The sequence below is a fragment of the Buchnera aphidicola (Artemisaphis artemisicola) genome (assembly GCF_005082365.1).
GTDB classification, from domain to species: Bacteria; Pseudomonadota; Gammaproteobacteria; order Enterobacterales; family Enterobacteriaceae; genus Buchnera; species Buchnera aphidicola_AR.
The window spans coordinates 502,102-516,028 of the sequence record NZ_CP034900.1; the positions used below are offsets into that span (position 1 = coordinate 502,102).

Annotated in this window: 14 protein-coding genes; 6 read left to right on the forward strand and 8 right to left on the reverse strand. The window is 23.4% G+C overall.

Annotated features, from left to right (window positions below; genetic code table 11):
- Nucleotide 1 precedes the first annotated feature (1 nt).
- Nucleotides 2-433 carry a transcription antitermination factor NusB gene (gene nusB, locus D9V59_RS02335; protein WP_158364717.1) on the forward strand — a complete coding sequence of 144 codons (432 nt, stop codon included), beginning with the start codon at nt 2-4 and terminating at the stop codon, nt 431-433.
- Nucleotides 434-469: 36 nt separating this feature from the next.
- Here nusB and dxs read toward each other — a convergent pair whose 3' ends face one another.
- From dxs to D9V59_RS02350, 3 genes are all read right to left on the reverse strand, one after another.
- Nucleotides 470-2,290 carry a 1-deoxy-D-xylulose-5-phosphate synthase gene (dxs, locus tag D9V59_RS02340; protein WP_158364719.1) on the reverse strand — a complete coding sequence of 607 codons (1,821 nt, stop codon included), beginning with the start codon at nt 2,288-2,290 and terminating at the stop codon, nt 470-472.
- 20 nt (nt 2,291-2,310) lie between these two features.
- A complete protein-coding gene (gene ispA, locus D9V59_RS02345; protein WP_158364721.1) occupies nt 2,311-3,207 on the reverse strand; it encodes a (2E,6E)-farnesyl diphosphate synthase in 897 nt (298 codons plus the stop codon).
- Between the two features lie 79 nt (nt 3,208-3,286).
- Entirely contained in the window at nt 3,287-4,447 is a 1,161-nt protein-coding gene (locus D9V59_RS02350; protein ID WP_158364723.1) for an MFS transporter, read from the reverse strand.
- Nucleotides 4,448-4,518: 71 nt separating this feature from the next.
- Between D9V59_RS02350 and D9V59_RS02355 the strand changes: the two genes are divergently transcribed.
- Entirely contained in the window at nt 4,519-4,863 is a 345-nt protein-coding gene (locus tag D9V59_RS02355) for a TusE/DsrC/DsvC family sulfur relay protein (RefSeq protein WP_158364998.1), read from the forward strand.
- On the opposite strand, the gene cyoE is transcribed toward D9V59_RS02355, so the two are convergent.
- Genes cyoE through cyoA form a run of 5 tightly spaced genes read right to left on the reverse strand, consistent with a single transcriptional unit; the run spans nt 4,858 to nt 9,622 of the window.
- On the reverse strand, nt 4,858-5,727 hold the full coding sequence (gene cyoE, locus D9V59_RS02360; RefSeq protein WP_158365000.1) for a heme o synthase: 870 nt from the start codon (nt 5,725-5,727) through the stop codon (nt 4,858-4,860). The genes D9V59_RS02355 and cyoE overlap by 6 nt on opposite strands.
- Before the next feature lie 17 nt (nt 5,728-5,744).
- Nucleotides 5,745-6,068 (reverse strand): cytochrome o ubiquinol oxidase subunit IV, encoded by a 324-nt coding sequence (gene cyoD / locus D9V59_RS02365; protein WP_158364725.1) that lies wholly within the window; start codon nt 6,066-6,068, stop codon nt 5,745-5,747.
- Complete coding sequence (gene cyoC, locus D9V59_RS02370) at nt 6,068-6,694, reverse strand: cytochrome o ubiquinol oxidase subunit III (protein WP_158364727.1); 627 nt, start codon at nt 6,692-6,694, stop codon at nt 6,068-6,070. The genes cyoD and cyoC overlap by 1 nt, the downstream gene beginning before the upstream one ends.
- A 37-nt stretch (nt 6,695-6,731) precedes the next feature.
- Nucleotides 6,732-8,708 carry a cytochrome o ubiquinol oxidase subunit I gene (gene cyoB, locus D9V59_RS02375; RefSeq protein ID WP_158364729.1) on the reverse strand — a complete coding sequence of 659 codons (1,977 nt, stop codon included), beginning with the start codon at nt 8,706-8,708 and terminating at the stop codon, nt 6,732-6,734.
- 41 nt (nt 8,709-8,749) lie between these two features.
- A complete protein-coding gene (cyoA, locus tag D9V59_RS02380; protein WP_158364731.1) occupies nt 8,750-9,622 on the reverse strand; it encodes a ubiquinol oxidase subunit II in 873 nt (290 codons plus the stop codon).
- Between the two features lie 194 nt (nt 9,623-9,816).
- Here cyoA and D9V59_RS02385 point away from each other — a divergent pair, with 194 nt between their 5' ends.
- From D9V59_RS02385 to clpX, 4 genes are all read left to right on the forward strand, one after another.
- Nucleotides 9,817-10,122 carry a BolA family protein gene (locus D9V59_RS02385; protein WP_158364733.1) on the forward strand — a complete coding sequence of 102 codons (306 nt, stop codon included), beginning with the start codon at nt 9,817-9,819 and terminating at the stop codon, nt 10,120-10,122.
- A 216-nt stretch (nt 10,123-10,338) separates the two neighbouring features.
- Complete coding sequence (gene tig / locus D9V59_RS02390; protein ID WP_158364735.1) at nt 10,339-11,667, forward strand: trigger factor; 1,329 nt, start codon at nt 10,339-10,341, stop codon at nt 11,665-11,667.
- 140 nt (nt 11,668-11,807) lie between these two features.
- The gene (gene clpP / locus D9V59_RS02395; protein ID WP_158365002.1) at nt 11,808-12,425 is read left to right on the forward strand and encodes an ATP-dependent Clp endopeptidase proteolytic subunit ClpP; all 618 of its coding nucleotides are present in this window, start codon (nt 11,808-11,810) and stop codon (nt 12,423-12,425) included.
- Between the two features lie 80 nt (nt 12,426-12,505).
- Nucleotides 12,506-13,819, forward strand: a complete 1,314-nt coding sequence (clpX, locus tag D9V59_RS02400; protein ID WP_158364738.1) for an ATP-dependent Clp protease ATP-binding subunit ClpX — start codon at nt 12,506-12,508, stop codon at nt 13,817-13,819.
- Nucleotides 13,820-13,927: the final 108 nt, after the last annotated feature.

Below are 13,927 nucleotides of genomic sequence, written 5' to 3' on the forward strand. Positions count from 1 at the left end.
TATGAAACCATCTTCTCGACGAAAAGCTCGTGAGTGTGCTTTACAAATGCTTTATTCTTGGGAAATATCTCATAATAATATTCATGAAAGTGCAATTCAATTTTTAAAGGAAAAAAATGAAAAAGATATTGATATTATATACTTTTATGAATTAATTATTGGAATTACATGTGATTGTAAAAATATAGATAACTTAATGAAGCCGTATTTGTTTAGATCATTAAAAGAATTAGGACAAATTGAAAAAGCTATTCTTAGAATCTCATTCTATGAATTAAATCATAGAAAGGATATTCCGTATAAAGTATCTATTAATGAAGGAATTGAATTAGCTAAATTATTTGGCTCTAAAGATAGTCATAAATTTATAAACGGTGTTTTAGATAAAGCAATATTTAAAATGGGATATAACAAAAAAAATACTACTATATAAAATATACTTATAAAACTATAACATTATTTATTTTAGTCATTGTTTTAACCAAGAAAAAATTTGTTTATGAATACCTTCTGAATCTAATTGATAATCATGTCTAATTTCTTCTTGAGTACCTTGTGGAATAAAAATATCTGGTAATCCAATATTTAATACTGGTAAAACAATTTTTTTTATCATAATAAATTCATTTACAGCACTTCCTGCACCACCAGAAATAACACCTTCTTCAAGAGTAACAAAAAACTGATGTTTATAAGATAATTTTAAAATCATATTTTGATCTAATGGTTTAACAAAACGCATATCAACTAATGTTGCATCTAAAATATTAGCTGAAAAAATAGCGTTTTCTAATAAAATACCAAAATTTAAAATAGCTATTTTTTTTCCAACTCTTTTTATCAAAGACTTTCCTAATGGTATTTGAGTCATAGGCATTAATGATGCTCCAGTACCATTACCTTTAGGATATCTTACTACACTAGGACCTTTACTGTACATATAACCAGTATAAAGCATTTGTCGACATTCATTTTCATTACTTGGAGTCATAATAACTATTCCAGGAATACATCTTAAATAAGATAAATCAAAAATTCCTTGATGAGTACATCCGTCATTTCCTACAATTCCTCCTCTATCAATAGCAAATAAAACAGATAATTTTTGCAATGCAATGTCATGTATAAGTTGATCATAAGCCCTTTGTAAAAAAGTAGAATAAATGGAAACAACAGGTTTATAACCACTAATTGCAAAACCTGCCGCGAAAGTAACAGCATGCTGTTCAGCAATAGCAACATCAAAATACTGATCTGGAAAAAGACGGGCAAAATTTGTCATTCCAGAACCTTCGCACATAGCAGGTGTAATAGCTATTAGTTTTTTATCAATTTTTGCTATTTCACAAAGCCAAGAACCAAAAATATCTGTATAACTAGGAGTTTTTGAAACCGATAATTTTTTAGATGGAGATATTGCATGCCATTTGATAGGATCTAATTCTGCTGGAAGATAACCTTTTCCTTTTTTAGTAATAAGATGTAATAAATACGTTCCTTTTTTACTTTTCGTTCGTCGTAACATTTTAATAATAGAAAAAATATTATGACCATCAAATGGCCCTAAATATTTAAAACCTAAATTAGAAAATACTGAATTTAAAGAACAAATATTGTTTTTGACATTTTTACATTTGCTTGAAAATTGTTTTTTAAATAAAAACAATTCGTTTTTATTGTTATTTAAACTTCTTAAAATTTTTAAATGTTGATTTAATGCTCCTACATTATTTGAAATAGACATTTCATTATCATTTAAAATGATTAATAAATTAGACTGAATAAATCCAGCATGATTCATTCCTTCAAATGCTAAACCTGCAGTCATTGCTCCATCTCCAATTACACATATAGTTTGTCTGTTTTTACCTTCTTTTTCAGCTGCAATAGACATACTTAAACCTGCACTAATAGAAGTAGATGAATGACCAACACTTAAAACATCATACTCGCTTTCTTCTCGACTAGGAAAGGGATGTAATCCATTTTTTTTTCTAATACTATTAATTTCTTTACTTCTTCCAGTTAAAATTTTATGAGGATAAGCTTGATGTCCTACATCCCATAATAAATTATCAAAAGGAGTGTTATAAACATAATGCAAAGCTACAGTAATTTCAACTACACCTAATCCAGAAGCAAAATGTCCTTGGGAAATAGTCACTACATCTAATAAATATTGTCTTAATTCAGTACATAATTTTGGAAGCTGATCAATAGGTAAGAGTCTTAAATTTTCTACTGAATTAGCAAAAGATAAAATAGGATATTTTTTTAAGTTAACATTCATTAAGTGCTCATTATTAAAATTTATTTATTAAATTTAATTATAAATTGTGTTAATTTTCTTAATATATTAGTATCAAAATCTTTTTTTTGTAAATTATTTAAAGCTAAAAATGATTTTTTATATAATTGTTGTATTTTTTTTTTTGACTGATCTAAACCCATTATAGATGGATAAGTATTTTTTTGAACAATATTATTACTGTCTTTATTTGAAATTCTTATAATATCATTCTTAATATCTAAAATATCATCTTGAATTTGAAATGCTAAACCAATAGAGATGGAAAAACAGTCTAATGTAGATAATATAGATTCAGATAGATAATTTGAAGAAAAATATGCTAAACGAACAGCAGATCGAATTAAGAAAGCAGTTTTATATAAATTTATCGAATCTAATTCAGATAAAACTACTTCTTTTTTTTCTGATTCTAAATCTAACATTTGACCTATACACATACCTGATGCACCAATAGAACTAGATAATTCAGAAATCATTTTTATACGTTTTGAATCAGATATATCCGGCATAAAACTATCTGATAAAACATTAAATGCAAGACTTTGTAAAGCATCTCCAGCAAGTAAAGCAATATTTTCACCATATTTGACATGACAAGAAATCTTTCCTCTTCTAAACAAATCATTATCCATACATGGTAAATCATCATGAATTAAAGAATAAGAATGAATGCATTCAATTGCTGTCGCAATGACATCTAATGCAATTAAATTTATATTAAAAGTTTTTCCAGTGGCATATACTAAACAAGAACGTAATCTTTTGCTACCTGAAAATATGCTATATTTCATAGCTTTTATAAGATTTGAGTTTTGAAAAGGTAATTTATTTAATGTAAAAAATAGTTTATTATTTATACGATTACTATAAATTTTATATAAACGAACAAAATTCATATGAATAAACCTAAAATAATTATTTATAAAATTATTATAATAAATATTAAATATTTATTAAATTATATTTTACTATAAATTACTTCTTGCAGAAAAAACTAAAAGTCAACCAAATTGAAATAATAACTATTTCAAATAAACAAATTTGCGACATGTTTAAAAAACTAGATAACCAGCCACTCATAATACCACCAAAAAACACACCTAAAAACTGACTAGTAGAATAAACACTCATTACGTTTCCTTTATAGTTACCTGAAGATGTTTTATTTAAATAAGAAGGTAAAAAAATTTCAAGAAAATTAAAACCTATAAAAAAAATTTGTAAAGCAAGTATTAAAAATAAAAAATTATTTTTAGATTTTAATAAAACTACTGCTGAACATAAAATAAAAAAAATACAAATTTCAATAATATTGCATAAAATAAATTTAGATTTGCAATAAAATATAAACAAAAATAAAATCAAAAAAGAAATGAATATAGTATAAAAATATATTTTCCAGTGATTATCAAAAGAAAAATCAGACATTTCTAACTGACTAGGTATAATCATAAAATTAATCATTAATAAAGAGTGTAAAAAAAATATACCTAAATAAGATCTCAAAAACATTTTATTAAAAATCAATTTTAATTTTTTATTGTTAGATAGATTTATATTATTTTTGATTAATGTATTTTTATTAGAAGAAGGGATAATAAAATAAACAATCATTATAGAAATAATAGATAAAAATGAAGATATCCAAAAAATTGAAAAAAAACCGAAATATTGAACAATTAAAGGTCCAGTAATAATAGATATTAAAAAAGAAAAGGCAAAACTTACACCAATAGCAGAAATAGATTTAACATAGTTTTTTTCTTTGATTAAATCAGACAAACATGCCATGCATACACCAGAAATAGCTGCTGCTCCTTGAAAAAATCTACCAATTATTAAACCCCAAATTGAATGAATACTAGCTGCTAGTATATTTCCAATAAACAATATAATAAGAGCTATTAAAATTATTTTTTTTCTATTAAATTTATCTGATAAAATTCCAAATGGAATTTGAAAAATAACTTGAGCGATTCCATATATTCCGATTGATAAACCAATTAAAAAATTATTTGCACCATCTAATAATATCCCATATTTGCTTAAAACAGGAAGGAGCATGAACATTCCTAATGTACGCAATAAAAAAACTACACAAAAACTTAATGTGACTTGTAATTCTAAAAAGTTCATTTTATACTTCTCTATATTCAATTAATTTTTTATGAAGAATATATATTTAAATGAATCATATTTATAAAAAAATAAATATTAAAAATAAGGTATCATATACATATAACAAAATAGAAAAAGATTCAGAAGGCTATTTAAAGAAAACTCAAGATTGGAATGTAACATTAGCAAAAGAAATAGCTAAACAAGAAAATATTAATCTTAGTCCTGATCATTGGAAAATAATTATTTTTGTAAGGAAATTTTATTTTAAATTCAATATAACGCCATCAATGCGAATGTTAATTAAAAGCATTAAAAAAGAAATAAAAGCATCTCAAATTAATAGTATTTACTTATTTAAGCTTTTTCCAAAAGGACCTGCTGAACAAGCTAGTAAAATTGCCGGTATACCTAAACCCGCAAGATGTTTATAAATATTCAAAATAAACATCCATTAATATAAAAAAATTAAAAACAGTTACAACAATAATTGAAAAATAAAATAATTTATCTGTAATTTTTTTATTATTATTACTATCTTTAATATTAGAATATGATAAAAACAACCAAAAACAATTAAAAATAGAAGAAAAAAATAAAAAATGATAACTTAAAAAATTAAACAAAGTTAATGATAAACTAAAAATAATAAAAGCAAAAATATAATAAAAAATATGTTTTTTTGTAATATCAATGCCTTTTACTACAGGAAAAACTGGAATTTTAGCTGTTTCATAATCTTTTATCCTCATAAGAGCAATAGAATAAAAATGAGACATTTGCCAAAATATAAAAATTATAAACAATAATACAGAACATATATCAATATTATTAGAAACCGCTGTATAACCAATAACAGATGGCATAGATCCAGAAAAACTTCCAATTAATGTTGAATAAATTGATTTTCTTTTATACCATAAAGTATATAAAACTACATAAATAAAAAATCCTAAAATTGATAAAATCATTGATAAAAAATTAACTAATATTCCTAATATTAATATTCCTAATATTCCCAAAAAACAAGCAAAAACTAGCACTGATAAAAAAGGAAGTAATTTTTTTGATAAAACTCTTTGATGCGTACGACTCATTTTCTTATCTAAATCACAATCAATTAAATTATTAAAAATACAAGCTGAAGCAATAACACAGGAAACACCTAAAATAGTATAAAAAAACAAAAACCAATTAAAAAAAGTATGTTTTGATGCTAATGCAAAACCTCCTATAATTAAAATTATATTACCAGTAACAATCCCAGGTTTAATAATCTCTAAATAATAACTAAACATAAATTTTATATTATTCATTATGCAGTATGAGTAACATGATGGTTTAAATTATACATAATCCATATAGAACCAAACGTCACAATAAAAATAATTATTATAACAAATAATAAAGCAATAAGATTAAATCGTGTTTTTAAAGAAAAATCTAAATGTAAAAAATATATAAAATGAACTATAATTTGACTAATGGCGCATATTAATATAATTGTATAATTTATATGATTAGAAAAAATTTTTTGTATTGCTAAAAAAAATGGAATTATTGTTAGTATTAAAGATAAAAAAAATCCTAATAAATAAGATTTTATCTCTGTATTATGTGATTTAATAAAATTATACATTAAACCGCTCCACTCAAATAAACAAAGGTAAAAACACAAATCCATATAATATCTAAAAAATGCCAAAACATATTAAAACATAAAATTCGAGTACAAATAGAGTTGGTTAATCCTAATTTTTTAATTTGATAAAAAATAGATAATATAAAAATTAAACCAAAAAGCACATGAATGCCATGGGTACCAACTAAAGTAAAAAAAATAGAAAAAAAAGCATGTTTATCAGGACTACAATCCTTTAATATTAGATCATAAAATTCATTTAATTCCATAAATAAAAAAACAGAACCTAAACAAAAAGTTATTAATAAAAATGAAAAAATCATTTTTATATTTTTTTGATTCATAGCTATAACAATGAAACCACACGATAAAGAACTAATCAATAAAACAAATGTTTCTAATAAAACAAAATACAAATTAAAAATTTTATTACTAATAAAATTAATAGGTATATTAGAAGCAATAATTACATACATAGCAAATAAAACCGCAAAAATAATAGAATCACTCATTAAATATATCCACATGCCAAAAGATTTATTACTATTTAGTAGTGTATCTTTAACATTTTCATTCGATTCATTATCATATAATGATATATTTTTTTTTATGTTTTTTATCATTGTAAACCTTCTTTTTTACAACTTCTTATTGTAATACTTACTTATTAATATTTTTATAACGTTGAGATTCAATTTTTTTTATATCTTCTACTAATATACTATATTCAGTTTCTTCATGAAGACTTGTCCAAAAAAAACTAACAAGAATACTTAAAAAAGATAAAAAACATAACCATGTTATATGCCAAACTGCTGAAAAACCAAATAATAAAGAAAAAAGCGCAATTATAAAACCTAATCCTGTATTTTTAGGCATGTGAATTTCATTATATTCAGTTTCATCTATTATTTTCTTAATATTCTTGTTTTTTTTAGTTTCCCAAAAATGATCTCTATCTATAACTATAGGAATTTTTGCAAAATTATAAAAAGGAGCAGGTGAAGATGTAGACCATTCTAAAGTTCTACCATCCCAAGGATCTCCAGTAATATCTAAGTTATCTTGACGATCTCGTATTGAAACATAAAATTGAATAACTTGACAAATTATTCCTATTCCGATTAAAAAAGCACCGAAAGCTGCTATGGATAATAAAAAATGAAAATTATAATCAATATTTTGACTTAAACGACGAGTCATTCCCATTAATCCTAAAAAATATAACGGTATAAATGCTAGAAAAAATCCTATAATCCAAAACCAAAAAGCACGTTTTCCCCATTTTTCGTTTAAAATAAATCCAAATAATTTTGGAAACCAATAATTGATTCCAGCAAAACATCCAAAAACAACTCCTCCAATTATCACATTATGAAAATGCGCAACTAAAAATAAACTATTATGCAAAATAAAATCAGCTGGAGGCATTGATAATAATACACCTGTCATTCCGCCAATAGAAAAAGTTATCAAAAAACCTAACGTCCATAACATTGAAGAATGAATTAAAACACGACCTTGATACATCGTAAATAACCAATTAAAAATTTTTACTCCAGTAGGAATCGCTATAATCATAGTAGTAATACCAAAAAATGCGTTAACATTAGCTCCTGCACCCATAGTAAAAAAATGATGAAGCCAAACAATAAAAGATAAAATAGTAATAGATAAAGTTGCCCATACTAAAGATACATAACCAAATAAACGTTTTTTAGAAAAAGTTGCTACTACTTCTGAAAATATACCAAATACTGGTAATACTAAAATATATACTTCTGGATGTCCCCAAATCCATATTAAATTAACATACATCATAGCATTACCACCTAAATCATTAGTAAAAAAATGAAAATTAAAATAACGATCTAAAGTCAGTAATACAAGAGTAATAGTTAAAACTGGAAAAGAGATAACAATAAGTATATTAGTACATAAAGAAGTCCAAGTAAAAACTGGCATTTTAAAAAAAGACATGCCAGGAGCTCTCATTTTTAAAATGGTAACTAAAAAATTAATTCCTGTTAGAGTCGTACCAATACCAGATATTTGTAAACTCCAAATCCAATAATCTACTCCAACACCTGGACTATATTTAATGCCTGATAGTGGAGGATAAGCTAACCAACCTGTTTGTGCAAACTCTCCTATTCCTAAAGATAAAGTAAGCAGTACAGCACTACTAACGTTTAACCAAAAACTTAAACTGTTTAAAAAAGGAAATGCCACATCACGAGCACCAATTTGCAAAGGAACAACTAAATTCATTAAACCTATTACAAGTGGCATAGCTACAAAAAAAATCATTATTACACCATGAGCTGTAAATATCTGATCATAATGATGTGGTGGTAAAAATCCCTCATAACCTGCTGATGAAATTACTTGTTGAGTCCTCATTAACACTGCGTCTACAAAACCACGAAAAAGCATGACGAATGCTAATATACAATACATAATAGATATTTTTTTATGATCAACTGTAGTAAACCATTCAGACCATAAATATTGCCATTTTTTATAATAAGTAATAGCAGATATGACAGATAAAAAAATCAGTATAATAATACTATATGTTACCATTATAATTGGTTCATGATAAGGTATAGCATTAAACGTTAATTTTCCAAACATTTTAAATTTCTCCTCTTGAATTATTCTTGGTTAAAAATATTTTAACCTGAAAAATTAAAATGCTTAATAAGAAATTGATTTATAATTTGATCAAATAAATTTTTTTTAACATAAGAAAAATATTCTATTGAATAATTTTCGTTCGGAATAGATATTTTATTAAACATCTTCATCGTGTTTAATTTTTTAGAAGAATTTTTTATTTTTTTTATCCAACTTATAAAAAAAGCATCATCTGAGACAGACGTAGCAGTAAATTTCATATTAGAAAAACCTTTTCCACTATAATTTGATGATATTCCTTGATATTTTCCTGGTTTATTAGCAATTAAATTTAACTTTTCTATCATTCCAGGCATAGCATATATTTGACTTCCGAGAGAAGGAATAAAAAAAGCATTCATAACAGAGTTTGAAGTAATTCTAAAAGAAACAGGTCTATTTACAGGAAACATGATTTCATTAATAGTTGCAATATGATAATCTGGATAAATAAACAACCATTTCCAATCCAATGCAATTACATCAATTTTTATAGGATCGTAGACAGATGAGATTGGTTTTTTAGGTTCTAATTTATGAGTATAAGTCCAAGTTAAAAAAGCCAAACAAGAAATTATTAAAATTGGGATCACCCATACTATTATTTCTAAATTTCTTGAATCAGACCAATTAGGCTTATATATTTCATTAATGTTGGTTGAACGATATTTCAATGAAAAATATACCGTCATAAAAATCACAGGAATAACAATAAACAACATCATTACAAATGATATCAAGATCAATGAAGATTCTTGTATAGCAATAGTTCCACGAGGATTTAATAAGCCACTATCACAGCCAGTAAATATAAAAAATATTAGTGTTAATGATAATATTTTTAAAATACGTTTATAATTTAAAAATGTCATTCAAAAACCTCAAGATAAAATAATTTTTTACTAAAAATTCTTAGTTTAATTTTTTCAATGCATAAAAATATTTTTTACAAAAAAAGTAATATTCGTGAAATAATTGAATTTTTTTTTAAAAATTGATAAAATTTAAAAAAATATCTTTAGATAAAATATTTAAAAATTAAAAAAACAGGAAATAAAATTAATTAATGATCTTAAAAAAAATAAAAAACTATTTAAAATCTCAAATAAAAATTACTTTCATTAAAATTAACAACAATAGTCATTTACATCATAATTTAAAAAAAAGTTTTACACACTTAAGTATAATTATTATTAGTAATGATTTTATTAATCAAAAAACAATTAATAGACATCGTATAATTTTTTCAAAAATATCGCAAATAATAAAAGAAAAAATATATTCAATTACATTACATGCTTATACTGAAAACGAGTGGAAAGCAAGACAATACAAAATAAATGAAAATCCTGAATGTTTCAAAGGCAAATAATATTTTTTTAGTTTTTAGAATAAAGAAAAAAATAAAGTAAATTTAATTAAATAATTATTGAAAAATTTGTATAAAAAAATTATTACTACTAAATTAAATATTACTATTAACTAAATTACTATTAACTAATAGTTCAAATAAAAATATCATCAGAATTTTCAATACTATTAAAAATTTTAAATATACAGATAACAGTAATTGTTCAAGGTAATAAAAATGAAATTTTTTGTAGAAAAAGATCAAAAATTAGGCCATCGTGTAAAAATTAATATTCCAAAAAAAATTGTAAACGATGCTATTTTTAAAGAACTTATAAAAATTAGTAAAAAATCTAATATTAATGGATTTAGAAAAGGTAACATTCCTATTAAAATTATACAAAAAAAATATGGTAATGCTGTTTATTATGATGTATTTAAACAACTAATGCAAAAATTTTTTTTTGAATTTATAGATAATAAAAAAATTAAAGTTATTGGTTCCCCAAGATATTATATGAAGAAAGAAGAAGAATTAGGAACAGAATATTTTGAATATTCTGTAATATATGAAATATATCCAAAATTTTGTATAGAAGATATAAAAAATATACAAGTGAAAAAAATAACAGCAAATATTACAGATGAAGACATTAAAAGAAATATAGAAAAAAATAAAACAAATATAAAAAACCTTTGGAATATAGAAAATAATAAAGCAATTAAATTTTATGATCGCATAACCATTAATTATGATGTTTATGAAAAAAACAAGAATCTAGAAGATTTTAATAAAAAAAATATTAGATTCATTATAGGTCACAATACATTAATACCTCAATTAAATGAAAAATTAATTAATCATTTTGTTAATGATATTATTTTTTTAAAAATAAAATTTCATAAATTTTATCCAGAAGAAAAATTACAAAATAAAGACATAATATTTAAAATAAAAATAGTAAAAATTGAAAAAAAGCAAGAAATAGAATCAGAAGAAAACATTCTTAATAAAAACATAATTTCTGAAGTAAAAATTCAAAATATAAAAAATAATTTTATTTTTCAAATAAATAAAATAACTGAGCAATATTTAGAAGATCAAATTATACAAAAAATCATTAAACAAAATATCATCGTAATACCTCCAATTTTATTTCAAGAAGAAAGAAAAAAAATATACAAACAATATCAAAAAGAGTTTCAAAAAGAAATAAAAAAAAATATTTTGGAACAAAAATATCATATCAATATTGATTTAAAAACCAAAAAAAGACTATCTCTTCAAATTATTATAGATAAAATTATTTCTGATAATAAATTATCTCCAGATGAAAAAAACGTACAATCATTAATTAAAAAATTATCTTTAAATTATAAAAATCCAATAGAAATTATTAATTTATATAATAAAAATCAAAATCTACAAAATACAATCAAAAATATTGATTTAGAAAATCAAGCTATAAATTTATTAAAAAAAAGCATTCAAATTATAAAAAAAAATTATACATTCAATGAATTTATAAATTATAAATGGAAAAATTATGAAGAACTGACGATATAATGAATTCTATGCTATCTTCTAAAATTATAATTTTTTATAGTATATTACTATTTGATGTATTAACTAAAATTAGTTTAGTAAATATTAATAATATATTGTATTGTTATCTAAAAATACTAAATTTTTATCAGGAATTAAAAATGTTATATAATTATAATACAAAAAAATTGTATTCAACACTCATTCCTATGGTTGTAGAACAGCATTCTAGAGGAGAGCGTTCATACGATATATATTCAAGATTATTAAAAGAAAGAATTATTTTCATTACTGGTGCCATTGAAGACAGCATGGCAAATAACATTATAGCTCAAATATTATTTTTAGAAGCAGAAAATCCAGAAAAAGATATATTTTTGTATATTAACTCTCCTGGAGGAATTATTACATCCGGAATGTCTATTTATGACACAATGCAATTTGTTAAACCAGATATTAACACTATTTGTATAGGACAAGCATGTTCAATGGCTGCTTTATTACTGACATCTGGAACTAAAAGAAAAAGATTTTCTTTACCAAATTCAAAAATTATGATTCATCAACCATTAGGTGGATGTCAAGGACAAGCTTCAGACATTGCTATTCATGCACGAGAAATAATGGAAATGAAAAAAAAATTAAATCAATTAATGTCATTTCATACAGGTCAATCTATAAAAAAAATAAACAAAGATACTGAACGCGATTGTTTTTTATCAGCAGATGAATCAATTCAATATGGATTAATTGATTTTATTTTAAAACAACGTCAATAAAAAATAAAACATGAATAAAACAAAATATATATAGAATCTATTTACTCGAAAATATAAAAGTATAAAAAAGAGGTCAAAGTATGACAGATAAGAGTAAAGAAAATTCTCACAAACTTCTTTATTGTTCTTTTTGTGGAAAAAACCAAAAAGAAGTAAAAAAGTTAATAGCTGGTCCAGCAGTATATATATGCGATGAATGCATTAAATTATGTAATGATATTATTACTGAAGAAAACATAAAAAATAAAACAACAGAAACTAAATACAAAATAAATTATTTACCTACACCACATGAAATCAAAAAACATCTTGATCATTATGTAATTGGACAAGATCATACTAAAAAAATTTTATCTGTTGCTGTTTATAATCATTATAAACGTCTTCGTAATTTCACTGAAAACATAGATTCGGTTGAATTAGGAAAAAGTAATATTTTATTAATAGGACCTACTGGCAGTGGAAAAACTTTATTAGCACAAACACTTGCTAAATTCTTAGATGTACCTTTCACTATTACAGATGCAACTACTTTAACAGAAGCAGGTTATGTAGGAGAAGATGTTGAAAATGTAATACAAAAACTTTTACAAACATGCAAATATGATGTAAAAAAAGCAGAATTAGGCATTATTTATATAGATGAAATAGATAAAATAGCAAGAAAATCAGATAATCCCTCAATTACTCGAGATGTTTCTGGAGAAGGAGTTCAACAAGCTTTATTAAAATTAATTGAAGGAACTTTAGCATCTGTTCCTCCTCAAGGCGGACGAAAACATCCGCAACAAGAATTTTTACAAGTAAATACATCAAATATTCTATTTATATGTGCTGGTGCATTTTCAGAATTATCTAAAATAATTTCTAAAAGACTAAATACAGAAACAAAAATTGGTTTTAACGCTTCTGTTAAGAAAAAAAAACAAACTACATCAGAAGACTTATTATTAAAACAAGTAGAACCTAAAGATTTAATAAAATTCGGATTAATTCCTGAATTTATTGGTCGATTGCCAATAATAACTATATTAAATGAATTAACTGAAGAAGCTTTAATTGAAATATTATGTAAACCTAAAAATGCTTTAATTAAACAATATCAAACATTATTTCAATTAGAAAAAATACAATTAGAATTTAATAAAAAATCTATTATAGCTATTGCAAAAAAAGCACTGCATAAAAAAACAGGTGCTAGAGGATTGCGATCAATTATTGAAAGTATATTGCTTGACATTATGTATGAGCTACCATCTATACCTAATATAAAAAGAGTTTTAATTGACGAATTTGTTGTTAATAATCATTCATCGCCAAAAATAATATATGAAAAAACAAATCACACAAAACATCAGATAAATAAAAAAATATTTGATGATCTTAAAAAATAAAAATTTTTACTTTTTATTTTATCAAACGCTTAGTATTAAAAAATAAGTGACTATTCTGAAGTCTTATCTGATAATAGATATAATTATATAATTCTTAGATATTATATC